The 24,003-nt window shown below is 63.7% G+C and carries 21 protein-coding genes; 9 read left to right on the top strand and 12 right to left on the bottom strand.

Annotation, left to right across the window (positions count from 1 at the left end; translation table 11 throughout):
* Positions 1–185: 185 nt before the first annotated feature.
* Positions 186–542: an NADH-quinone oxidoreductase subunit A gene (locus QUG03_RS03350; protein WP_019103334.1), complete on the bottom strand. Its 357-nt coding sequence runs from the start codon at positions 540–542 to the stop codon at positions 186–188.
* Positions 543–938: 396 nt separating this feature from the next.
* Here QUG03_RS03350 and gdhA point away from each other — a divergent pair, with 396 nt between their 5' ends.
* Positions 939–2,279, top strand: a complete 1,341-nt coding sequence (gene gdhA, locus QUG03_RS03345) for an NADP-specific glutamate dehydrogenase (RefSeq protein ID WP_500819345.1) — start codon at positions 939–941, stop codon at positions 2,277–2,279.
* A gap of 206 nt (positions 2,280–2,485) precedes the next feature.
* Here gdhA and QUG03_RS03340 read toward each other — a convergent pair whose 3' ends face one another.
* Positions 2,486–4,849 carry a penicillin-binding protein 1A gene (locus tag QUG03_RS03340; protein WP_488906142.1) on the bottom strand — a complete coding sequence of 788 codons (2,364 nt, stop codon included), beginning with the start codon at positions 4,847–4,849 and terminating at the stop codon, positions 2,486–2,488.
* Between the two features lie 190 nt (positions 4,850–5,039).
* Here QUG03_RS03340 and QUG03_RS03335 point away from each other — a divergent pair, with 190 nt between their 5' ends.
* From QUG03_RS03335 to QUG03_RS03300, 8 genes are all read left to right on the top strand, one after another.
* Complete coding sequence (locus QUG03_RS03335; protein WP_227105261.1) at positions 5,040–6,077, top strand: pilus assembly protein PilM; 1,038 nt, start codon at positions 5,040–5,042, stop codon at positions 6,075–6,077.
* Complete coding sequence (locus QUG03_RS03330; RefSeq protein WP_500819344.1) at positions 6,077–6,664, top strand: PilN domain-containing protein; 588 nt, start codon at positions 6,077–6,079, stop codon at positions 6,662–6,664. The genes QUG03_RS03335 and QUG03_RS03330 overlap by 1 nt, the downstream gene beginning before the upstream one ends.
* Entirely contained in the window at positions 6,661–7,275 is a 615-nt protein-coding gene (locus QUG03_RS03325; RefSeq protein ID WP_227105262.1) for a type IV pilus inner membrane component PilO, read from the top strand. The genes QUG03_RS03330 and QUG03_RS03325 overlap by 4 nt, the downstream gene beginning before the upstream one ends.
* Before the next feature lie 12 nt (positions 7,276–7,287).
* The gene (locus QUG03_RS03320) at positions 7,288–7,806 is read left to right on the top strand and encodes a pilus assembly protein PilP (RefSeq protein ID WP_107800725.1); all 519 of its coding nucleotides are present in this window, start codon (positions 7,288–7,290) and stop codon (positions 7,804–7,806) included.
* Positions 7,803–9,917 carry a type IV pilus secretin PilQ gene (locus QUG03_RS03315; RefSeq protein WP_500819343.1) on the top strand — a complete coding sequence of 705 codons (2,115 nt, stop codon included), beginning with the start codon at positions 7,803–7,805 and terminating at the stop codon, positions 9,915–9,917. Before QUG03_RS03320 ends, QUG03_RS03315 begins: the two co-directional genes overlap by 4 nt.
* A gap of 69 nt (positions 9,918–9,986) precedes the next feature.
* On the top strand, positions 9,987–10,547 hold the full coding sequence (aroK, locus tag QUG03_RS03310) for a shikimate kinase AroK (RefSeq protein WP_227105266.1): 561 nt from the start codon (positions 9,987–9,989) through the stop codon (positions 10,545–10,547).
* A gap of 2 nt (positions 10,548–10,549) precedes the next feature.
* On the top strand, positions 10,550–11,629 hold the full coding sequence (gene aroB / locus QUG03_RS03305; protein ID WP_486635952.1) for a 3-dehydroquinate synthase: 1,080 nt from the start codon (positions 10,550–10,552) through the stop codon (positions 11,627–11,629).
* A 197-nt stretch (positions 11,630–11,826) separates the two neighbouring features.
* Positions 11,827–12,210: a type IV pilus assembly protein FimV gene (locus QUG03_RS03300; protein ID WP_227105271.1), complete on the top strand. Its 384-nt coding sequence runs from the start codon at positions 11,827–11,829 to the stop codon at positions 12,208–12,210.
* A 100-nt stretch (positions 12,211–12,310) separates the two neighbouring features.
* On the opposite strand, the gene msbA is transcribed toward QUG03_RS03300, so the two are convergent.
* The 10 genes from msbA to cysG all read right to left on the bottom strand — a co-directional run bounded on the left by msbA (position 12,311) and on the right by cysG (position 23,910).
* A complete protein-coding gene (msbA, locus tag QUG03_RS03295) occupies positions 12,311–14,071 on the bottom strand; it encodes a lipid A export permease/ATP-binding protein MsbA (RefSeq protein WP_500819342.1) in 1,761 nt (586 codons plus the stop codon).
* 51 nt (positions 14,072–14,122) lie between these two features.
* Positions 14,123–15,226: a glycosyltransferase family 4 protein gene (locus tag QUG03_RS03290; RefSeq protein ID WP_500819341.1), complete on the bottom strand. Its 1,104-nt coding sequence runs from the start codon at positions 15,224–15,226 to the stop codon at positions 14,123–14,125.
* On the bottom strand, positions 15,219–16,541 hold the full coding sequence (locus tag QUG03_RS03285; RefSeq protein ID WP_500819340.1) for an O-antigen ligase family protein: 1,323 nt from the start codon (positions 16,539–16,541) through the stop codon (positions 15,219–15,221). Before QUG03_RS03285 ends, QUG03_RS03290 begins: the two co-directional genes overlap by 8 nt.
* Entirely contained in the window at positions 16,534–17,655 is a 1,122-nt protein-coding gene (locus QUG03_RS03280) for a glycosyltransferase family 9 protein (protein ID WP_500819339.1), read from the bottom strand. The genes QUG03_RS03285 and QUG03_RS03280 overlap by 8 nt, the downstream gene beginning before the upstream one ends.
* Positions 17,652–18,806: a glycosyltransferase family 4 protein gene (locus tag QUG03_RS03275; protein ID WP_500819338.1), complete on the bottom strand. Its 1,155-nt coding sequence runs from the start codon at positions 18,804–18,806 to the stop codon at positions 17,652–17,654. The genes QUG03_RS03280 and QUG03_RS03275 overlap by 4 nt, the downstream gene beginning before the upstream one ends.
* On the bottom strand, positions 18,803–19,885 hold the full coding sequence (rfaQ, locus tag QUG03_RS03270) for a putative lipopolysaccharide heptosyltransferase III (protein ID WP_500819337.1): 1,083 nt from the start codon (positions 19,883–19,885) through the stop codon (positions 18,803–18,805). Before rfaQ ends, QUG03_RS03275 begins: the two co-directional genes overlap by 4 nt.
* Before the next feature lie 19 nt (positions 19,886–19,904).
* A complete protein-coding gene (gene ptsP / locus QUG03_RS03265) occupies positions 19,905–21,644 on the bottom strand; it encodes a phosphoenolpyruvate--protein phosphotransferase (protein ID WP_107800734.1) in 1,740 nt (579 codons plus the stop codon).
* Between the two features lie 22 nt (positions 21,645–21,666).
* Complete coding sequence (locus QUG03_RS03260; RefSeq protein ID WP_019100446.1) at positions 21,667–21,936, bottom strand: HPr family phosphocarrier protein; 270 nt, start codon at positions 21,934–21,936, stop codon at positions 21,667–21,669.
* Entirely contained in the window at positions 21,923–22,318 is a 396-nt protein-coding gene (locus QUG03_RS03255; RefSeq protein ID WP_253314210.1) for a PTS sugar transporter subunit IIA, read from the bottom strand. The genes QUG03_RS03260 and QUG03_RS03255 overlap by 14 nt, the downstream gene beginning before the upstream one ends.
* A 200-nt stretch (positions 22,319–22,518) precedes the next feature.
* The gene (cysG, locus tag QUG03_RS03250; RefSeq protein ID WP_227105279.1) at positions 22,519–23,910 is read right to left on the bottom strand and encodes a siroheme synthase CysG; all 1,392 of its coding nucleotides are present in this window, start codon (positions 23,908–23,910) and stop codon (positions 22,519–22,521) included.
* Positions 23,911–24,003 lie beyond the last annotated feature (93 nt).

The raw sequence follows: 24,003 nt of genomic DNA, 5'->3' as shown, positions 1-24,003 counted from the left end.
CGCTTTCTCAGCCGTTTTCGCCTTGTCTCGCCTTAGCTCGCGAGATCGTAAACAAGCTCTGAGAGCCTGTTCAAAGTCTGCTGCGCTTCGGCGATACGGCGTTGAACAGGTTCCGGAGCCGCGCCCCAAAAACAAACCCGCGCCGGCAAAGCGGGCGCGGGTGAGGGCGATGGCTCAGCCTATCGTCAGTCCCACTGCAAAGCGCCCTTCTTCCATTCATAGATGAAGCCGACGACCAGCACGCCCAGGAACACCGCCATCGCGCCCAGGCCGAAGCCGCCCAGCTCCTTCAGCGTCACCGCCCAGGGAATCATGAAAGCGACTTCCAGATCGAAGAGGATGAACAGGATGGCCACCAGGTAGTAGCGGACGTCGAAGCGCATGCGCGCGTCTTCGAAGGCCTCGAAGCCGCACTCGTACGGCGACAGCTTTTCCGGATCCGGCCGGTTTGGCCCCAGCAACTTGCCCATCAGCAGCGGCACCACGCCCACCAGCAGTCCGACGACGATGAATAACAGGATGGGAAAGTAATTCTGCAGCATGGGGCCTACTCCTCCGGATGGTTTGGAAAATGAGATAGACCTCCGCCAAGCGCCAAGTTTGCACCTTGAGGGAAATATACCGTTGGAAAGCTGGCTGTCATGACGACCAGGCGCGGGAGGCGCTTGCGCGGATATCGGTTACACTGGCCTTTCCCGCCCACCCGGCCACCCCGAACGGCGCGGCTCCCGGCCCCGCCTCCGATCGGACGCTCCCGCCTTCGCCGCCATGCGGCAACCTGCCCGCTACCCGCGGCCAGGCAAACATACCACCGCTTCGCCGGACACCTCGCTCACAACTCATATCAAGCTTCGGCGCTGCGGACCGCTCTTTACCCGACCCATGACAACACAGGGCCGCCGACGCCTGCGCGGCCCGCCAGACCAAAGGTCTTGTCCATGCATCATGCTCTGCAAACTTTATTGGACCGGGTCCGCCTGCGCGACCCGGAACAGTTCGAATTCCATCAGGCGGCGGCGGAAGTGCTGCACAGCCTGGACGATTTCCTCAGCCGCCATCCGCACCACTTCGACCATGGCCTGCTGGAACGGCTGCTGGAGCCGGAGCGCGTCATTCTGTTCCGCGTGTCCTGGGTGGACGATCACGGCCGCGTCCAGGTCAACCGCGGCTACCGGGTGCAGATGAACAGCGCGCTGGGGCCGTACAAGGGCGGTCTGCGCTTTCATCCCTCGGTGACGCTGGGCACGCTGAAATTCCTGGCTTTCGAACAAACCTTCAAGAACGCCTTGACCGGCCTGCCGCTGGGCGGCGCCAAGGGCGGCGCGGACTTCGACCCCAAGGGCAAGAGCGAGGGCGAGGTGATGCGTTTTTGCCAGGCTTTCGCCAGCGAGCTGTTCCGCCACATCGGCGCCGAGACCGATGTGCCGGCCGGCGACATCGGCGTCGGCGCGCGCGAGATCGGCTATCTGTTCGGGCAGCACAAGCGGCTGAGCAATCAGTTTTCCGGCGTCTTCACCGGCAAAGGCCCCAGCTACGGCGGCAGCCTGATGCGGCCGGAGGCCACCGGCTACGGCTTGGCGTATTTCGTCGAACGCATGCTGGCCACGCGCGGGCAGACGCTGGCCGGCAAACGCGCGGCCTTGTCCGGCTCCGGCAACGTCGCGCTGTACGCGGCGGAAAAACTGCTGGCGCTGGGCGTCCGGGTGGTCAGCTTGTCGGATTCGGAAGGCGCGCTCAGCCTGCCGGACGGCCTGAGCCCGGACTTGCTGGCGGCCTTGATCGAGCATAAGCATCAGCGCCGCGGCCGGCTGGCCGCCTTCGCCGCCGACCATGGCCTGGACTTTCTCGTTGGGCAGCGGCCATGGCGTCTGCGCTGCGACATCGCCCTGCCCTGCGCCACGCAAAACGAGCTGGACGCCGACGACGCGGAGGCCTTGCTGACCAATGGCTGCTGCTGCGTGGCGGAAGGGGCCAATATGCCTTGCACCGCCCAGGCGGCGCAGCGCTTCCAGCGGGCCGGCGCGCTGTACGCGCCCGGCAAGGCGTCCAACGCCGGCGGCGTGGCGGTGTCCGGCCTGGAAATGAGCCAGAACGCCACCCACCTGCCCTGGAGCGCTCAGGAGGTGGACGCCCGGCTGCGCCGGATCATGGAGGAGATTCACGAGGCCTGCGTGCGGCATGGCGGCCAGCCGGACGGCGCGGTCGACTACGCCCGCGGCGCCAATGTGGCGGCCTTCGGCAAGGTGGCCGCGGCGATGCTGGCGCAAGGCGTGATCTGAGCCGACGCCAAGAAAAAGCCCCGCCGGAAGGCGGGGCTATGCAGCATTGAATGGAACACGTTTTTAGAACCTGTTTACGATCTGCTGCGCGTCAGCGATGCTGCGTTGAAAACTGCTTCGAAATGCTCATGTACCGTATGTACATTCCGCTTCCTCAGCCGTTTTCGCCTTGTCTCGCCTTAGCTCGCGAAATCGTAAACACGTTCTTAGAACAGCTGGTCTTTGACGTTCTCCACCGCATCCTGAGCAGCCGGCTTGTCCGGCGTCTCGCTGGCGCCGCCGCTGGCGTCGCCGCCTGCGCCCGGCACCGCGCCGTGGTTGTCCACTTTCAGCTCCGGATTGGTCTTCTGGAACTCTTCGTAGTAGTACTCGTCGCCGCCGCGCTGGCCGGCGCCGGCCTTGACCACGAGGCCTTCCGGCACCGGCATGTCTACTTCCGGCTGGCCCTTGAGCGCGTTGGCCATGTAATTGATCCATACCGGCAGCGCCGCGGTGCCGCCGTAGCCGTAACGGCCCAGCGAGCGCGGCTGATCGAAGCCCACCCAGGCCGCGGCCACCAGATTGGGGTTGTAGCCGACGAACCAGGCGTCCTTCCAATCCGAGGTGGTGCCGGTCTTGCCGGCCAGATCGGTGCGGCCCAGGCTCATCGCGCGGTAGCCGGTGCCGTAGCGCACCACGTCCTTGAGCATGGAGCTCATGATGAAGGCGTTGCGCGGGTCTATCGCCTGCGGCGCGTTCTGACCGGCGACGGTGGGCACGGTCTTGGCCAGCACGCGGCCGGACTGGTCTTCGATGCGGTCGATGAAATAGCCTTTGCTGCGGTAACCGCCGTTGGCGAACACCGAGTAGCCCTCCACCATTTGCAGCGGCGTCACCGCGCCGGCGCCCAGCGCCATGGTTAGATAGGCCGGATGCTGCTTGGCGGCGAAGCCGAAACGCTGGATGTACTGCTGGGCGTAATCAGTGCCGGTGGCCATCAGCACCCGCACCGACACCAGGTTTTTGGACTGGGTCAGGCCGGTGCGCATGGTGATCATGCCGGCGAATTTGCCGTTGTCGTTCTTGGGCTCCCAGCGCTGACCGTCCGCGCCCACCACCGACAGCGGCGCGTCGTTTATCATCGTGGACGGCGTCAGGCCGCGCTCGATGCCGGCGGAGTAGATGAAGGGCTTGAAGGTGGAACCGGGCTGACGCCAGGCCTGGGTCACATGGTTGAAGCTGCGACGGTTGAAGTCGAAGCCGCCCACCAAGGCGCGGATCGCGCCGCTGCGGGTGTCCATGGACACGAAGGCACCTTCCACTTCCGGCATCTGCACGATTTCCCAATAGCCTTTTTCATGCGCGCGGATGCGGATCACCGAACCGCGGCGGATCTGCTGCGCGGCGCTGACCTTGCCGCCCAGCGCGCGGCGCGCGAAGTCCAGGCCGTTGCCCTTGATCACCGCCACCTTGCCGCCGCGCATATAGGCGCGCACTTCCGACGGACTGGCGGACAGCACGATGGCCGGCAGCATGTCGCCGCTGTCGCGCAGTTCGCTGATGGCGTCGTCCAGCGCTTCGGTCTGCTGCTCGCCTTCGGCGCCGGACAGTTCCACCGTGCTTTCCGGGCCGCGATAGCCCATTTTGCGGTCGTAATCCACCAGGCCGGCGCGCAGGGCGTCGTACGCCCATTTCTGATGACGGCTGTCCAGGGTGGTGTAGACCTTGAAGCCTTCGGTATACGCCGATTCGCGGTAGCGCTCGTACATCGCCTGGCGCACCATTTCCGCCACATACTGCGCCGGCTGGCTGCTGCTGTCGGCGCTCTGGCTGGCCAGCTTCATCGGCTCGGCCAAGGCGGCGTCGTATTGCTCCTGGGTGATGAAATTAAGCTCGCGCATCCGGCGCAACACGTATTGCTGACGCAGACGGGCGCGGTCCGGATTGACGATGGGGTTGTAGGCGGACGGGGCCTTGGGCAGGCCGGCCAGCATCGCCATTTCCGCCACGGACAGATCCGCCAGCGGCTTGCCGTAATAGGCCTGCGCCGCGGCGGAGAAGCCGTAGGCGCGCTGGCCCAGATAGATCTGGTTGAAGTACAGCTCCAGGATCTGGTCCTTGCTCAGCGTGTGTTCGATCTTGAAGGCCAGCAGCGCTTCGTTGAACTTGCGGGTAAAGGTTTTCTCGCTGGACAGGAAGAAGTTCTTGGCCACCTGCATGGTGATGGTGCTGGCGCCGGAACGGGCGTGTCCGGACACCAGATTGCCGACCGCGGCGCGCACCACGCCGACGTAATCGACGCCGCTGTGCTGGTAGAAACGCTCGTCTTCGGCCGCCATCACCGCCTGCTTCATCAGCTGCGGCACTTCGTGGATGCGGGAGAAGGAACGACGCTCTTCGCCGAATTCGCCTATCAGTTGATTGTCGGCGGAATATACGCGAAGGGGAATTTTCGGACGATAGTCCGTCAGTACATCAAGACTCGGCAAGCGCGGGTAGGTTATGATGATTGCAATGGCGCCTGCGCCAGCAACCAATACGGCTCCACCTAGAAACAGACCTGCAAGTATTGCAAGGATTCGTCTTAGCATATTTACAATGGGCTTTCACTGGAAACCGGATTATAACGTCTTGTGAAAGCACGCAAGACAAACAATGGCAGCGACAGGCCAAAAAACTGTCGCATAGGACCAATCGAGGCACCTGATGCTCATCGACAAACTCAAAGCCGCCCCTCCCTGGCTAGAACAACTTGGATTGGCTAAGGCTAAAAATGTTCCAATGTTGGGACTGGATATCAGCAGCACCGCCGTCAAACTGGTGGAGCTTTCACGCTCGGGGAAAAACTGCCAGGTCGAACGCTATGTGATCGAAGCCTTGCCCAAGGACGCGATCAGCGACGGCAATCTGGTGGATATCGAGGGCATCGCGGAAACCCTGCGCCGCGCCTGGAAACGGCTGGGCAGCCCCACCCGCCACGTCGCCATCGCCATCCCCACGGCGATGGCGATTTACAAGAAGCTGCTGGTGCCGGTCAGCCAGACCGACAACCTGGCGGAATTGATCGAATCCGAAGCCAATCAGAGCATTCCCTTCCCGCTGGAAGAGGTGAATCTGGACCATCAGGTGCTGGGACCGGCGCCGTCCAGCATCGACGATCTGGAAGTGCTGCTCTGCGCCGCCCGCAAAGAGAAGGTGGAGGAGCGCGTGGCGGTGGTGGAGATGGCCGGCCTGCGCGCCCAGGTGGTGGACGTCGAATCCTTCGCCATGATGACGGCCTTCGAGCAGGTCGAACAGCAATTGCCGGAACAGGGCATGAACCAGACCTTCGCCCTGTTCGACATCGGCGCCACCCGCATCCACTGCAACGTCATCCGCAACAACCAGCAAGTCTATTATCGCGAACAAGTGTTCGGCGGCCAGCAACTGACGCGCGACATCCAGCGCCGCTACGGCATCAGCTATGAAGAGGCGGAAAGCGGCAAACGCGGGATGAGCCTGCCGGACGGCTATGAATCCGAACTGATGCATCCCTTCGTCGATTCTCTGGCCCAGGAGATACAGCGCGCGCTGCAGTTCTTCTACACCACGGTCAGCGTGTCGCAATACCTGCGCGTCGACTACATCCTGCTGGCCGGCGGCTGCAGCATGCTGCCGGGCCTGGACGACGCGGTGGCCGGCCGCACCCAGATCAGCACCATGATCGCCAATCCGTTCAGCACCATGGTGCAGTCCAGCCACATCCGCCTCAAGGAATTGCTGATGGACGCGCCGGCCTTGCTGGTGGCCTGCGGCCTGGCCATGCGGAGGTTCGACTGATGATACGCATCAACCTCCTCCCCCACCGCGAACAGAAAAAAGCCGCGCACCGGCTGCGCTTCCAGGTGATGCTGGGCCTGACGCTGGTGGCTTCGCTGGCCCTGGTGGTGCTCAGCTATCTGATCATCGGCGGCCGCCTATCCCATCAGCAGCAGCGCAATGATTTCCTGCAGGGCGAAATCGCCAAGCTGGACAACCAGATCAAGAATATCGGCACCTTGAAGAAGCAGCGCGACGATCTGCTGTCGCGCAAACAGCTGGTGGAACGGCTGGAACAGGGCCGCAACGAAGGCGTGCACGTCTTCGACCAACTGGTGCGCCAAACCCCGGACGGCGTCTATCTGAAAAGCTTCAAGCAGGCAGGCAACCAGTTCACGCTGTCCGGCTACGCCTTGTCGGGCGCGCGGGTCTCCCACTATATGCGCAGCCTGGCCCAATCCAATGTTTTTGACGCGCCGGTGCTGGTCGAAGTGAAAGCCGCCAGCGTCAACGGCCAGCGCGCCAACGAATTCACCCTGAACTGCAGCCTGCGCGAAGCCGCCCCGCCCAAAGCCGGCAAGCCCGCCTCACCCGGAGCCAAGCCATGACGCTGGACGAATTGCGCACACTGGATCCCAAGGACATCACCAACTGGCCGTTGCAAGGCCAGGCCATCGCGCTGGCGCTGCTGGTCGCCTGTTTCGTCGGCCTCGGTTATTTCTTCGTGCTCAGCGAGGAACTGGACCGCCTCAACGCCGCCAAGCAACAGGAAGAGCAGCTCAAGCAGACTTATGTCGACAAGAAGCGCCAGGCGGTCAACCTGGACGCGCTGCAACAACAGTTGAAGGAAATCGACGCCTCCTTCGGCGCCCTGCTCAAGCAGCTGCCGACCAAGTCGAACATGGACACGCTGTTGACCGAGATCAACCAGGCCGGCATCGGCCGCGGGCTACAGTTCGAGCTGTTCCGGCCCAACCCGGAAATCAAGACGGCCGAGATGGCGGAAGTGCCGATCACCATTCGCCTGACCGGCAGCTATAACGACCTGGCCGCCTTCGTCAGCGATGTGGCGCAGTTGTCCCGCATCGTCACCATAGCCGACATCAGCCTGACGCCGGATCCCAAGGGCGCGCGCCTGACCATGGACGCCACCGCCAAGACTTTCCGCGCGCTGGAGCCCGAGGAGCGGACCGCGCAGCCGGCCCCTCCCAACAAGTGAGCCGCACAGCCCATGACAAGAACTCTCGCTTGCTTACTGCCCTTGCTGCTTGCCGCCTGCGGCAGCGGCGACACCGACGATCTGCGCCAGTGGATGCAAACCAGCACCCAGGGCCTGCGCGGCCAGATCGAACCGCTGCCCCAGGCGCAGTCCTACCAGCCGTTCGCCTACCAGGCCTTCGACCTGCTCGACCCCTTCAACGCGCAGAAGCTCGCCGCGGCCAAGAATCAGAACCTGGCGAACGCGCCGGATATGAAACGGCCGCGCGAGGCGCTGGAAAACTACGATCTGGACAAGTTGAAAATTGTCGGCGTCATCCGCCGCGGCGGCGCCAACTACGGCCTGGTGCGCACGCCCGAAGGCTCGATTTACCGCGTTCAGGCCGGCAATTTCGTCGGCCCCAATTTCGGCCAGATCAAGAAAGTCGGCGACACGGACATCCAGTTGACTGAGACCGTGGAAGATTTGAACGGAGAATGGGTGCAGCGCAACACCAGCATGTACCTGGACGAACAAGGGCAAAACAAATGAGCAAGCACTCCATCAAACTGTTGTCGGGGCTGGGCCTGTCCCTGCTGTTCGGTTTCGCCTACGCCGGCCCGGCGATCACCGCGATCCAGCTGGCCAACGGCGACGGCGACCAGCAGGTGCTGCAGGTCAGCTTTGACGGCCCCGCCGTCCAGCCCAACAGCTTCGCCATCGCCAACCCGCCGCGCATCGCCTTCGACTTCGCCGGCGCCAGCGTCAAGCTGGCCAAGCCGCAGCAGGACTTCGGCGGCCCGCTGGTCAAATCCGCGGTGGCGGTGGAGGCCAACGGCCGCTCCCGGCTGGTTCTGAGCCTGAGCCGCAACGCGCTGTACAGCAGCAGCGTGTCCGGCAACACGCTGCGGGTTACGCTGAACCCGAATCTCGGCAGCGCCGCCCAGGCCGCCACGCCGGTGGAGCGCCCCGCCGCCAGCGCGCAAAGCGCCGCGCGCCCAAGCCCGGTCCAGATCGCCGGCGCCCAGCCGCTGGCGCTGGACTTCCGCCGCGGCAAGAACGGCGAAGGCCGGGTGGAGATCAAACTGCCGTCCGCCAACACCCCGGTCGACATCCGCCGCGAAGGCAAGCAATTGCTGGTGGACGTGCTGGGCACTCAGCTGGACAGGCAGAACCAGCGCCGGCTGGACGTTGCCGACTTCGGCACCCCGGTATCCAAGATCGACGCCCGCAACCAGGGCGGCAACAGCCGCATCCAGATTCAGCCACAGGGAGACTGGGACTTCTCCTCCTACCAGACCGACGGGCAGCTGGTCGTTGAAATCCGCCGGCCGGCGCCGGAGTCCGCGGCCAGCGCCGACAACAACCAGAAACCGCAGTACAAGGGCGACAAGCTGTCGCTGAACTTCCAAAACATCGAAGTGCGCACCGTCCTGCAGGTGATCGCCGAATTCACCGGCCTCAACATCGTCACCAGCGATTCCGTCAACGGCAATATCACGCTGCGGCTGAAAGACGTGCCCTGGGACCAGGCGCTGGACCTGATCCTGCAAACCAAGGGCCTGGACCAGCGCCGCGCCGGCAACATCATCCAGATCGCGCCGCGCGAAGAACTGCTGGCGCGCGACAAGCAGGTGCAGGAGGCCAGGCAGCAACTGGCCACGCTGGAGCCGGTGCGCTCGGAAACCTTCGTGCTGCGCTACCGCTCGGCGGAGGACTTCAAGAAGGTGCTGGACGGCAGCAATACCACCGGCAAGAAGGAAAGCATCCTGACCGAGCGCGGCAGCGCGCTGATCGATCCCAAGACCAATACCCTGATCATCAACGACACCGGCAGCACCATAGACAAGATCCGCGACATCATCGGCAAGACCGATGTGCCGGTGAAACAGGTGCTGATCGAGGCGCGCATCGTCGAGGCCACCGACAACTGGAGCCGCAACCTGGGCGTCAAGCTGTCTTATGACCGCTTTACCAGCAACGGCATCATTTCCGGCGGCGGCCTGGATAACGCCATCACCAACGCCAATGGCCGCCTGAACAATGCGACGGCCAGCCCCTATGTCATCAAACCCGGCATCAATCTGCCGATCACCAACCCGGCGGGCTCTTTGACCGCGCTGTACACCGTTGGCAAATCCGCCATCATCGGCCTGGAATTGCAGGCGCTGCAGACCGAGAACAAAGGCCGGGTGATTTCCAGCCCGCGCATCATGACCGCCGACCGGCAGGAAGCCACCATCGAGCAGGGCACCGAGATTCCCTACCAGGAAGCCTCGTCCAGCGGCGCCACCTCCACCTCGTTCAAAAAGGCGGTGCTCAGCCTGAACGTCAAACCGCAGATCACGCCGGACAATCACGTGATGCTGGACATCAAGGTGAACAAGGACAGCGTCAGCCCCAATCTAACCGTGGGCGGCACCCCGGCCTTGGACACCAAGAAGGTCACCACCCAGGTGCTGGTGGAGAATGGCGGCACGGTGGTGATCGGCGGCATCTACCAGCAGCAGATCAGCGATGTCGTCAATAAAGTGCCGCTGCTCGGCGACATTCCGGTGCTGGGCGCGCTGTTCCGCAGCTCGCAAAAGTACGATAACCGCACCGAGTTGCTGGTCTTCATCACGCCGCGCGTGGTGGAAGACCTTAGCGGCAATAATCAATAAAACCCCGGCTGCGCAGCGCCCCCGGCGCTGCTGCAACGCCGAAAGACAGCGCGGCCAAGCTCGGCTACAATGCCTGCCATGGAGAAACCGGCAGGCAATTTTTTTCTGGTCGGCTTGATGGGCGCGGGCAAGACCACGGTAGGCCGAGCTTTGGCGCGGCGCACCGACAAAACCTTTTACGACTCTGACCACGAGATCGAGGCCAGGACCGGCGTACGCGTCGCGACCATCTTCGATATCGAGGGCGAGTTGCGCTTCCGCGACCGGGAAACCTCGGTCATCGCCGACCTCGCCCGCCTGGACAACATCGTGCTGGCCACCGGCGGCGGCGCCATCATCCGTCCGCAAAACCGCGCCTGCCTGGCGGCGCACGGCACCGTCATCTATCTGCGCGCCACGATAGACGATTTGCTGGCCCGCACTCTGCACGACAAGAACCGTCCCCTGCTGCAGATCGCCGACCCCAGGGCCAAGCTGGAAAGCCTGTTCCAGGAGCGAGACCCCTTATATCGCGAGGTGGCCGACATCGTCGTCGACACCACGCAGCAGAATGTCAGCCTGCTGGTTGCCCGCCTGATGGAGCAATTGGCCGGCCTCCCCCCCAAACACCGCCCCGAACAAGGAAGCTGATTGTGATTACCCTCGACCTGATCCTGCCCGACACCCGTTACCCGATTCACATTGGCCGGGACTTGCTGGAACAGGTCGAGTTGCTGCTTCCCCATCTGCCCCTGCCCAAGGTCGCCATCGTCAGCAACGAGACCGTGGCGCCGCTGTACCTGTCCCGGCTGCAACAGGCGCTGGCCAAACACCGGATTGACTCCTTCAGCGTCGTCTTGCCGGATGGCGAGCGGCACAAGGACTGGAGCACGCTCAACCTGATTTTCGACGCGCTGCTGTCGCGCAACGCCGAACGCAAGACCACCCTGATCGCGCTGGGCGGCGGCGTCATCGGCGACATGACCGGCTTCGCCGCCGCCTGCTATCAACGCGGCGCGCCCTTCATCCAGATCCCCACCACCTTGCTGGCGCAGGTCGACTCCTCGGTCGGCGGCAAGACCGCGATCAACCATCCGCAGGGCAAGAACATGGTAGGCGCGTTCTACCAGCCCAAGGCGGTGATCGCCGATATGTCCCTGCTGGATACGCTGCCGGAACGCGAGCTGTCCGCCGGCCTCGCCGAGGTGATCAAGTACGGCCTGCTGGGCGATGCCGCCTTCCTCGGCTGGCTGGAGGACAATATGCCGCGCCTGCGCGCGCGCGATCCCGACGCGCTGCAGCACGCGGTCAAGCGCAGCTGCGAGATGAAGGCGGACATCGTCGGCCAGGATGAAAAAGAGCACGGCGTGCGCGCGCTGCTCAACCTGGGCCACACCTTCGGCCACGCCATCGAGGCCGGCCTGGGCTACGGCGTCTGGCTGCATGGCGAAGCCATAGGCGCCGGCATGGTGCTGGCCGCCGCCGCGTCCGCCGAATTGGGCTGGCTGTCCGCCGCCGACGTCGAACGCGTGCGCAGCCTGGTGGCCGCCGCCGGCCTGCCGGTCAAGAGCCCGCAGATGCCGCTGGCGCGCTGGCTGGAGCTGATGAGCCACGACAAGAAGGTGGAAGCCGGCACCATCCGGTTCGTGCTATTGCAACAACTGGGCCAAGCCGCTATTCAGGCCGGCCTGCCCTCTGCGATACTCGAGAAAATACTGAACAACAATAGTTAGCGTTCAAACGGCATCGGTACAGATTCAATAAGGATTTCTACGGATTGCCGCTTGCGCCGCTTCATCAGAATAATGAATCTACTGGAGATGGAGAAGGCCGGCAGGGACACCCCGCGCAAAGCTTGAAGCCAGAGCGCACAATGTCGGGGAGCCGCCGGCGAGGCCAAGTCGTTGCAAAGCGGAAGGGGAGAAGCCACATGGTAGCGTTGAGCGCGTTTGCCGCCAGTTTTGGACTGATGGCGGGATATTACGCCCTGCGATTCTTATGGAAGAAAGTACGTTACACCAAGCCGTGCCAACGCGGCATCGATCCGGTGGGCGAGGCGGAGGTTTTTCTCGCCTACGGCCGCACCCGCGACGCGGTGCGGGTGCTGAAAGATTCGCTGCGAGACAATCCGGACGATCTGCCGGCCAAGGTCACCTTGTTGCGGGCCTATTCCAGCGAATGCAATCGCGAAGCCTATTGCTCGCTGGCGCGCGACGTTCAATCCCAAGTGCAAGGCCAGCCGGTCTGGCACACCATTCAGGAAAACGGTCGTCGGCTGGCGCCGCAAGATCCGCTGTTTGAAATCAAACTCTGACGTCTTAGCTTGCGAGTCTTAAACGCGTTCTGAGTCCTCGATGCAGTCAAGCCGGCCATGGCTCCCGCCCTGGCCGGCTTGATTTCGTCGCAGCCTCCGCTCAATCCGCGGCGGCGTCCTCGTCCTTGAACTGCAGGCTGTGCAGCTTGGCGTAGAGCCCGTCGCGCGCGAGCAACTGAGCGTGCGAGCCCTCTTCGGCGATCTCGCCCTGATGCATCACCACGATGCGGTCGGCGTTCTCTATCGTCGACAGCCGATGGGCGATCACAATGGTGGTGCGGTTCTTCATCAGATTTTCCAGCGCGCTCTGCACCAGCCGCTCGGACTGGGTATCCAGCGCCGAAGTCGCCTCGTCCAGAATCAGCAAGGGCGCGTTCTTCAACAAAGCGCGGGCAATCGCCAGCCGCTGACGCTGTCCGCCGGACAGACGCACGCCGTTTTCGCCGATCAGGGTGTCGAACCCTTCCGGCATCGCCTCGATGAACTCCTGCGCATTGGCCGCGCGCGCGGCCTCCTCCACCGCCTCGCGACTGAACGAGGCTTCGCCGTAGGCGATATTGGCCGCCACGCTGTCGTTGAACAGCACCACGTCCTGGCTGACCATGGCGATATGCCGGCGTAGATCGCTCAAGGGCATGTCCTGCAGGCGCACATCGTCCAGACGGATCTCGCCGCCGTCCGGATCGTAAAACCGCGGAATCAAGCTGACCAAGGTGGTTTTGCCGCTGCCGGACGAGCCCACCAGGGCGACGGTCTCGCCGGGATGGACCTGCAGATTGATGTCGCGCAGCACCTGCCGCTCCGCCGTCGGATAGCGGAAGTTCACTCCCGAGAGCTGCAGCTTGCCGCGCGTGCGCGGCAAGGCGGTGCGGCCGTGATCGGGCTCTTCCGGCAGATCGAGAAAATCGAAGACCGACTCCGCCGCCGCCAAGCCGCGTTGCATCGCCTGGGCAATGCCGGTGATGCGCTTGACCGGCGCGAACAACAACATCATCGCGGTCAGAAAGGACATGAAATCGCCGGCGGTGAAAGCGCCGCTCTGGGCGCGCAGCGTGGCGAAATACAGGATGGCGGCCAGCGCGCAGGCAATCATCAACTGCGTGATGCCGGTGTTGGCGGACGTGGCCGCGCTCTGCTTGACCGCGTTGCGGCGGATGGCCGCCGCCGCCTGCTGAAAACGCTCACTCTCGCGCGCTTCGCCGCCATAGACCTTGATCACGCGCTGACAGCTGATGCCCTCGCCCAGCACCTGGGTCAACATGGCCATATTCTGCTGGTTCTCGCGCGATAGATTGCGCAGGCGCTTGCCCACCACCCGCATGCACAGGGACACAATCGGCAGCACCAGCAAGCAGATCAAGGTCAGTTGCCAGTCTATATACAGCAGCCAGGCCAGCAGGCTGACCGCGGTGACGCCGTCCTTGACCGTGACCGTGATCACGCTGAAGCCGGCTTCGGTCACCTGGTTGACGTCGTAGGAAATCCGCGACACCAGACGGCCGGACTGGTTGTCGGCATAGTATTGCACCGGCAGACGCAGCATCTTGGCGAACATCTGTTCGCGCAGCGTCTGCACCAAGTGGCCGGTCAACCAGCTGGAGGTGTATTCATTGATAAAGCTGGTGACGCCGCGCACCGCGAACACGCCGATGATGGCCAAGGGCACCCAGGCGATCGCATGCGGATCACGGTTGACGAAACCGCTGTCGATCAAGGGCTTCATCAGGCGGGCGAAGGCCGGCTCGGTCAAGGCCGCCACCGTCATCGACACCAGCGAGATCAGGAAGACCTTCCAGTAACGGCCCAAATATCCCAGCAAACGGCGATAAATCGCCCAGTTGCTTTGCAAAGAATTCTTCATTCGTTCCTATCATCCAACGCCCGCGTCCGCGGGCGGTCATCAATCCGAGCGTCAAATCCCCGGCGCATCCAGGCCGCTGAGTTCCAGGATCCGCCGCACGTTCCGCTCCGGCGCGAAGCGGGAGCGCACATCGACGCGCCCGGCTTGCGCCCAGGCTTTCATCATCTCCGGCCGGCTCAGCGCCTGGTCGATCGCCGCGGCCCAGGCGGCGCTGTCCTCCGGCGGCGCCAACACGCCGGTTTCGCCATTGCGCATGGTCTCGGGAATGCCGCCGGTGTCGCTGGCGATCACCGGTACGCCCAAGCCCAGCGCCTCGATCTGCGACATGCCCAGCGGCTCGTAGCTGGACGGCATCAACACCAGGTCGGCGCGCGCCAACAAGGCGGCCACCGGACTCACCACGCCGACCAACAACACTCTATCCTGCAAACCCAACTGCCGCGCCAGCCCGGCGATCGCCTGCTGCTCCGGCCCTTCTCCGGCAATCAGATAACGCGCGTCCGGCCACTTGTCTCTCAGCAAGTCCAAGGCCGCCAACACCGTCCTGTGTCCCTTCTCGCCGCGCAACATCGCCGCCTGCACCAGCAGAGGGCCGGAAGAACGGGACAGCCATTGCTCCAGCTCCGCCGGCAAGGGCTGCGCGGCGGCCTGATCCAAGGCGGAGAAATCGATGCCGGGATAGACCACATGCAGCTTTTCAGGGCGGATGGCCGGATTCTCCAGCAAACAACGCTTCAGATAGGCGCTGGGCAACATGGTCGCGTCCATCAGCTGGTTATAGCTCCAGGCCGACGCCTGACCCGGCTGATAAGTGCGCGAGCGCAGCAGAAAGGGCCGGCCGCGCCCCATTAGCCGCGCTGCAATGGCCAGATTATTGCTGTCGTGGCCACTGTGGCAAATGGCCAGCCGCGGACGATGACGGCGCATCCAAGCGCTCAAGGCCAAGATGGATGGCATGTGGAGGCTGTTGCGAAAGCGCAGCGGCAGCACCTCCAGCCCGCGCTGACAAGCCACCTCCATCACTCGCGTCTGCGGCCGGCAGGCCAGCACCGTACGAAAACCGCGCTCTCCCAGCAGGCGCATCTGCTGCATCAACTGCAGTTCCTGCCCGCCAACATTGGGGGAAGACTCGGTGAACAACACCCAATCACGCATGCGCGGCGCCTTTCTCCCGCTGTCTCAACTCCGCCAGCAAGGCGGCGGCGGTGAACAAGAAGAGATGCAGCATATGATCCTTGTTCACGCTTTCCAGCAACATGCGTCCGAGAAAGCCGCAGGTTACCAACATCAAGACCAGACCCAAGGTGTCGCGACGCAGACGGAAGGCCCGATAGCCGGTCCAGATCAGCACGCCGCAAAACGCCAGCCACAGCGCGACGCCGATCACGCCCAGGCCCACGCCAAGGTCGATGAAGCCGCTGTGGCTGTGGCCCACCTGATTGGGATGCCCCGTCGCCGTCAGTGCATTGGTGAAGGCGTTGCGGCTATAGCCATAACCCATGGGCTTGGCTGCGATGAGGTCCAGGCCGCTGTGAATCCAGGCCACCCTCTCATAGGCGGAACCATCAACCGGCATGCCATTTGACAACTTGGGCTGAGGCTCCATCCGTAACCAGGCTTTAGTATCGGCATAGTGCCAACCTGCAGAGGCGGACTCAAAGAAGATCTGATTGCGGCTGTCTTGTCGCACAGTGTAAATCGTAATGCTACTGGCAGCGACCACCACCAGCGCCCCAATCGCCAAAGCCTTACTCCAACCAATCTTGACGCCTTCAAACACCGTATAGACAAGCAGCATCGACAGCATCAGATAGACAAGACCGATCATCCCATTGCGCGCCCCAGCCTTCAGGCTAACAAACAGGATCAAAACCGCCGCGCAACACAGCCCCCAGTTGGGGATCTGAGTAATCTTTCGTCTGGCGCCCCGCCCCAAACAATACGCCGCGACGATAAACGCCAGCACAAAATTCATAAAGAAGGTGAATTCAAGCTTGGTGGCCGTGGTAAAAACCTCCATATACGGCCACTGCCCGGCAGTCAGATAGACGTAAGCGCCATGGGCGAACTCCACCAAAGCCAAGATACAACCAGCGAAAATGACCAAGTCGGAAATCATCCAGCGCCGAGGGGGGCGGAACAAAGCCAGGCCGGCCACAAACCACAAGCCTCCCATCAATAACTGGCTGCGGAACTCGCCTACGGAGGCTTCCGGCCACATCGAGAGCGACACGCTATGCAGCAAGGCGAACAACAGGAACGCGCCGATGGCCGCGACAGGCCCGCGCTGCTCGCGCCAGTGGCGTTTGAGTTCGGGATAGTCTTTCGCCACCAGAACCAGCATCAACAACAGGATCACATAACGCAGCGCAATCGTATGAGACACGCTGGCCAAGGTCAGAAACAACAAGGACAGGCCGATAGCCAAACGGCTATGCCAGCGCGGCTCTATGCTCAGATGATCATTCATGCAGAAGTTTTTCCAAAGTTTCGGCTACCTGCCCGGCAGGCAGCGCCGCCATACACTGCGCCTGGCGGCATTCGCCGGCCTGATCGCCAAATTTTCTGAAACAACGCAAGGCCCAATCGACATCGCGATAATGCACGCTGCGCTGATTGCGGCAAGGAAACCACGCCGGGCCGACGCCGACGCAGGTGAAGCCGGCGAAAAACCGGCTCGCGCCGAACAAGGTCTCGCTGCCCGGCCCGAACAACATCAGCAAGGGCGAGCCCGCCACTTTGGCCAGATGCGCGATGCCGGTGTCCGGACACACGCAGGCGCGAGCGCGGCTCAAGACGGCGCGCAATTGCGCCAGGCTCAGCGTGCCGGCCATGACGATATCGTCCGGCCCCAGCTCGACGGCCGATAGCAGATGCTGCTCCCCCGGCCCGCACGACCACAACACCACGCAACGGCAAGCCCGAGCTGTGGCCGCGACCTGATTCCAACTGGCCGCGGGCCAGAAGCGGGTCGCCGAACTCGCGCCCACGTGCAGTACGACGAAACGCGGCGGCAAGGGCGGCAGCCCTTCAGCCGCGACCGGCCAATCCCGCAAACGAAACGGCTGGGGCTCGGGTCCGTCGATCAAGCGCGCGGCGGTATCGGTCCAGGCTTCCGGCTGCCCGGCGTACGCCACCGCCTCGTCCAGCAGCCAGTTTTTATAGCGCGGCGTTTCGCCGGCAAAGCCCACGATCCAGCGGGCGCCTATCGCGCGGGCGAGAAAGCTGAGCCGGTTTTCGCCCATCATGTAAGCGATATCGAAGCGCGCTTCGGCGAACAAGCGCCGAATCGAGGCGAAGTCGCGCGGCTGCCAGGGCAGCGGCCGAATGCCGTACGGCCGCGACGCATACAGCGGCGCTTGTCCCGGCGGACAGGCCAGCACGATCTCCGCCTTGGGAAAACGCTCGCGCGCCTTGGCCAACAGACTGGTCGCCATCAAGGCGTCGCCCAGCAGAAACTGATGCAGGATCAATACCCGGCGCGTGCGCTCGGGATCCGGCTTGCGGCGCAGCCATTGCCAGGGCAGCCTCAGCAACAGCGCCGTGAAAATCAGCAAGCGTCCGGGAAAGCGTCCCGGCCTCATTCTCCGGCCCCGCCTTCGCCGTCGCCAAGCGACAGCTCCCGGTACAAAGCCAGCATCTGCGCCACCATAGCGCCCTCGCTCAAACCCGCCACCCGCGCGCGCGCAAGCTCGCCGCTACGCGGCCAGTCCGCGCGCGCGGCCAGCCAGGCCGCCACATTGTCTTGCCAGGCGGCGGCGTCTCCCGCCGCGGCCAACCAGCCGGTGACGCCCGGCTCCAGCAGCTCCGCGCCACCGCAACGCGTGCTGGTCAGCACCGGCAAACCGCAGGCCATCGCTTCAATCACCACCGACCCAAACGGCTCGTACAGCGTCGGCAGGATGAAGCCGTCCGCCAGCCCGTAATGGCTGCGCACATCGCGCTGCGGACCGGTGAAGTGTACGCGCTCGGACAAACCCAGCCGGGCCGCCAGCCGCTGATAGCGCGCCAGCTTCTTGTCTCCGCCCACCACCACCAGATGCACGGCGGCGTGCGGCGCGACGGCGCGCAGCGCCTGCGCCACGCCCTTGCGCTCGAAACCGGACCCCACGTAGACCAGCGTCGGCGCCTCCGGCGGAATGCCGTAACGCTCGCGCAGCGCCGCCCTCTGCTCGCGCGCCGCCGCCGGATTGAAAAACCCGCTGTCCACGCCGTTGTGGATCACCGCGCAGCGCTTCGGATCCACGCCGAAACGGCCGACCACGTCGTCGCGCACCAAGGTCGAATTGCAAATCACCGCGCGCAAGGCCGGATGCCGGAACATCGCGCGCTCGGTGCGCAGCATGAAATGGTGGTAAGGATTGCAAAAGGTGCTCAGCCGCCGCCACCAGGGCCGGCCTTCCAGCCGCGCGTCCAGCCAGGCCGCGTGCACGCCGTCGCCGGCGCGGAACACATGGCAGCCGGGAATGCGCTCGTGCGATTGCACCAGATCGGCGCCGGCCTGCGTCCACGCGGCGCGCGCGGCGCGGGCGAAGCTCCAGTCGCGCCAGACGCTGCCCAGATAAAACGGCCTGACCCGCAGCGTTTCCACGCCCGGCAGGCTCTCCCAATTGCGGCTGATCAATAGCGGACGGAACTCCCCGCCGGTCTGCAATTGCTTGACGATGGCGCTGACGATGCGTTCCGCGCCGCCCGCCGGATTGTACTTCTGCCGGATAATCGCCAGCCGCTTCATGCGCTTTCCTTCAAGACCGCATCCACCGCCGCCAGCACTGTGTCCACATCGATGCGCTGCAGGCATTCGCTTTGCCAGCCTCCGCCGCAACCGGCGTTGCCGCAGGGGCGACAGGGCATGGGCTCGGACACCACGCGGTGCGGCACCTGCCACGGCCCCCATTCGACATCCCCCGACGGGCCGAACAAGGCCACGCACGGCGTTTTCATCGCCGAGGCGATATGCATGGGCACCGAATCCACGCCGATGTACAAACGCGCCTGGTCTATCGCCGCCGCCAACTCCTTCAAGCTCAGCGCGCCGGCCAGGCTGGCCACCGGCCGTTCCAGCCGCGCTTCGATGTCGGCGATCATCGCCATTTCTTCCGCGCCCGGCGCGGCCGACAGCACCAGTTGCTCGCCACGCGCGCTCAAGGCGTCGATCAAGGCGCTCATTTTTTCCGCCGGCCAGCTCTTGAACGACCAGCGTGAGGTCGGGTGCACCAGGATGTAGGCGCCGGGCCGCAGTCCGCGCTCGGCCAACTTGGCCGTCAGCGTGGCCTCGGCGTTGTGCCCCGGCACCAACACCAGCTCACGCTGGCTTTCATTCGGATAAACGCCGATCCGCCTCAAAGCGTCCAAATGGATTTCAATGGTGTGGCGGCGGTTGCCCGGCACCTGCAGATAGCGGTGGGTGAAGCTCTTTTTGAAGAAGCGCCCGTAAGGGCCTTGCGGCCCCACCGACCAGCGCGGCGCGAGCAGGCGCGCCAGCCAGGCCCCGCGATTATGCTCGGTCAGCGTGATCACAAGATCATAACCGCGAGCGCGCAAACGGCTCAGCAAGCCCAGCTCGGCGCGACACTGGCCCAGCGGCCCCAGTTTTTTCCAGTTGCGGTCTATGGTGTGCAGTTGCGCAATAGCCGGGTGAAGACTCAGCATTTCCCGGGTGTCGTGGTAGACCAGCGCATCGATCTCCAGATGCGGCGCTTGCTGTTGCAGCGCGGAAAACAGCGGCGAAGTCAGCAGCACGTCGCCGTGGTGGCGCAGCTTGATGACCAGCACCCGCCGCACGGCGTTCAGGTCGATGGGATCGTTCAGCATAAGAAAGGAAAAAGCCGGATCAGACACCCGGCTCGGCATTCAATTGTTGCAAAAGATCGGCGATTTTATCAGGGTCTTCGCTTCTAAGCATGCGCGCCGTAATCGGCGCGATCTGATCCAGGTGGGTATTGAGCACCTGTTGCTTGACCGCCAGCAGGTTGGCCGGATGCATGGAGAACTTGCGCAGGCCCATGCCCAGCAGCAAACGCGTCAGCCGGGCGTCGCCGGCCATCTCGCCGCACACCGACACCGGCACCCCGCCCTTGATGCCGGCCTTGATGGTGTGCAGGATCAGTTTCAGCACCGCCGGATGGATGGGGTCGTACAGATGACTGACCGAGTCGTCGTTGCGGTCGATCGCCAGCGTGTACTGGATCAAATCGTTGGTGCCCACCGAGAGAAAATCGATGTGCTTGAGAAAGCTGCCCACCACCAGCGCCGCCGACGGGATTTCAATCATCGCGCCCACTTCGATGTCCTCGGCGTAGGCGATGTTTTCCTCGCGCAGCTCCTGCTTCGCGTATTCGAACTGCGCCAGCGCCTGCTTCAGCTCCGGCAAGGAATTGACCATGGGGAACAGAACCTTGATCTTGCCGTGCACCGAGGCGCGCAGCAGCGCCCGCAGCTGCGCGCGGAACATCAGCGGCTCGGCCAGGCATAGACGGATGCCGGTCAGGCCCAGCGCCGGATTGTCCGCCACCGCGTGGTTCAGCCATTTCGGATTCTTGTCCGCGCCCAGATCCATGGTGCGTATGGTCACCGGCAAACCCTTCAGGGTTTCCGCCACGTGCCGGTAGGCCTCGTACTGCTCGTCCTCGTCCGGCAAGGTGTCGCGCCCCAGAAACAGGAATTCGCTGCGGAACAGGCCCACGCCCACCGCGCCGGACTTGCGCACGTCTTCCACGTCCTGCGGCAGCTCGATATTGGCCAGCAGTTCGATCGCGGTGCCGTCCTGGGTCTTGGCGTTGGATTTGCGGATGGACGACAGCTTGCGCCTTGCGTCGCGCCAGGCGCGCAGCCGGCGTCGATACTCCGCCAGCACCAAATCGTCCGGATTGATGATCACCACGCCTTGCAAACCGTCGACGACGATCAGTTCGTCTTCGCGGATCAGTTCGCGCGAATGATGCAGGGCGATCACCGACGGCAGGTCCAGGCTGCGCCCCAGAATCGCGGTATGCGAAGTGGCGCCGCCCACGTCGGTGATGAAGGCGGCGAAGTTGGAATCCTTGAAATAAACCATGTCGGCCGGCGACAGATCGTGCGCCACCAGAATGTGGTCGTCGACCAGATCCTCCGGCGCCGGCAGCTGCGGCACGTCGCCGTCCAGGTTCTTGAAGATGCGCTCCACCACTTGCAGCACATCGTTCTTGCGTTCGCGCAGATAGTCTTCCTCGATCGCGTCGAATTGCTCGACCAAGGACTCGCATTGCAGCTTCAACGCCCACTCGGCGTTGCAACGCTGTTTCTCTATGATTTCGCGCGGCTCGCGCGAGATGGTGACGTCGCCCAACAGCATGATGTGCAAAGACAGGAAGGCGCCCAACTCCGCCGGCGCGTTCTCAGGAATGCTGCCCCACAGCATTTCCAGCTCTTTGCGGGTGTCGCGAATCGCTTCGTCGAAACGCGCCAATTCCGCCGGGACTTCCTCGTCGTCCAGCAGATAATGCGCGACATCGTCCATGCTGCGCGAAATCAAATGGGCGCGGCCAATGGCAATGCCGCCGCCTATGGCCACCCCGTGCAGGATGATGCTCATCGTCCCATCCTCAGACTCCGGCTTATTCGGCCTCGTCGAACCGGTTGTTGATCAGGGCCACCAGGGCGTCCAACGCCACTTGCTCATCCTCCCCGCTCACTTCCAGTTCCACGGTCGCGCCCTTGGCCGCCGCCAGCATCATCACGCCCATGATGCTCTTGCCGTTGACCCGGCGATTGTTGCGCGCGATGAAGATATCGCTTTTATAGCGGCTGGCCAATTGGGTGAACTTGCTGGAAGCGCGTGCATGCAGGCCGAGCTTGTTGATGATTTCGACTTCAATTCGCAGCATTGCCTTCCCCCGGAATAATATAAAGCACGCCCTCCAGGCCGCCGGTGATCGCCTTGCTGACGACGATCTCCAACGGCTGGCTGCTATAGCACAAGGCTCGGACCACCATGGGCAGGCTCGCCCCGGCCACCGCCTCCACCCGCCCCGGCCGGATCAGCCGGCTGGCGATATTGGACGGCGTGCCGCCATACATATCGGTCAGGATCACCACCCCGTCGCCCGCGTCCAGCCTGTCCACCAACAACTGGGCTTCGGCTTGCTTGCTTTCCGGGTCATCGGTCTTGTCGACCGCCATCACCGCCAGATTTTCCGGCTCTCGGCCCAGGATATGCCTGGCGCAATCCGCCAGACTGCGCCCCAGGTCGCCATGCGCGATTATCAATACACCTACCATGCCTGATTCTTCATGTTGGCAGCGTCGTCGGCGCAGAGCCGGGACGCTGAAGCAAAAAGGTTGATCAACACGTCAGTCCGCCATTGTATCAGCAGTATTCCGCCAGAGGCGGCCGGCGTCAGCTTTAAACCGCGGCCCTCCGCCTTGTATAGCGCGCTTTTCTCGGCCAGCGCAACGGCAAAAAAACGTCAGCACACCCGGCTCCGGTACCAGCCCAGCTTATCCGCCAAGCCCACCACCTCGCCGACGATGATCAGGGCGGGCGACGCGATATGATGTTTGGACATCAGTTCCGGCAGGTCTTCCAGCGTGCCCGCCACCGTGCGCTGACGCTCGGTGGTGGCCCACTCCACCGCGGCGGCCGGCGTCGTCGCCGGCTTGCCGTGTTCGATGAAGGCCCGGCACAACTCCTGGGCGGTGGAAACCCCCATGTAGACTACTACGGTCTGGGCCGGCCGAGTCAACGCCGGCCAGTCAAGGTGAATGCTGCCATCCTGCTTGTGGCCGGTGACGAAGGTCACCGACTGCGCGTAGTCGCGATGAGTCAGCGGGATGCCGGCGTACGCCGCCGCCCCGCTGGCGGAGGTGATGCCGGGCACCACTTCGAAGGCGACGCCGTGCGCCGCCAGCGTCTCGATCTCCTCGCCGCCGCGGCCGAAGGTGAACGGATCGCCGCCCTTGAGCCGCAGCACCCGCTTGCCTTGTTGCGCCAGTTCTACCATCAAAAGATTGATGTCGCCTTGCGGCAACGCATGGTTGGCCCTGGCCTTGCCCACGTAAATGCGCTCGGCGTCGCGCCGCACCAGTTCCAGCAGTTCCGGCGCCACCAGATTGTCGTGCAAGACCACGTCGGCCTGCTGCATCAAGCGCAACGCGCGGAAGGTCAGCAAATCCGGATTGCCCGGCCCCGCGCCCACCAGATAGACCGCACCCTGCGCCGTCTGCGCGTCGGCGTTCTCCAAGCGTCGCTCCATCGCCTGCTCGGCGGCGGCTTCGTCGCCGTTGATCACCGCCTCGGCCAGCGGCCCTTCCAGCACCGACTCCCAAAACACCCGCCGCCGCTCGACGTCGGGAATGCCGGCCTTGACCCGGTCGCGAAACCCGGCGGCAAAGCGCGCCAGACGGCCGAAGCCGCTGGGAATCAGGCTTTCCAGCCGGCCGCGAATCAAGCGCGCCAACACTGGCACGCCGCCGCCGGAGGAGACGGCGATCAGCAGGGGGGAACGATCCACGATGGCCGGGGTGATGTAGCTGGACAATTCCGGGTCGTCCACCACATTGACCGGTATATTCAAGGCCTGGCAGGACATCGACACTTGGCGGTTGATCTCGCGGTCGTTAGTGGCGGCCACCACCAGGCGCCGGCCCCGTACTTGGGCCGGCTCGAAACAGGCGCTCAAATGCGTCAACTGCCCCTGCCGCGCCATCTCGGCCAGCTCCGGCGTCAACTCCGGCGCCGCCACCGTCAGCTCCGCGCCGGCGGACAGCAAAAGCCTCGCCTTGCGCAGCGCCACCTCGCCGCCGCCCACCAGCAAACAGGAAGCGCCTTGCAATTTAAGGAAGATCGGGAAGTAATCCATATGGCCAGCTCCGCAACAATGTTTGCAGCATACTGCATTTGTTGCATAAAAACGACGCTGGCGAATGCTATCAATATTACGAAAAGCGCCCTG

Source organism: Chromobacterium sp. CCUG 30098, from assembly GCF_059916605.1.
The sequence above is the reverse complement of the archived record's forward strand: the minus strand, read 5'-3'. Positions and strand labels throughout refer to the sequence as shown.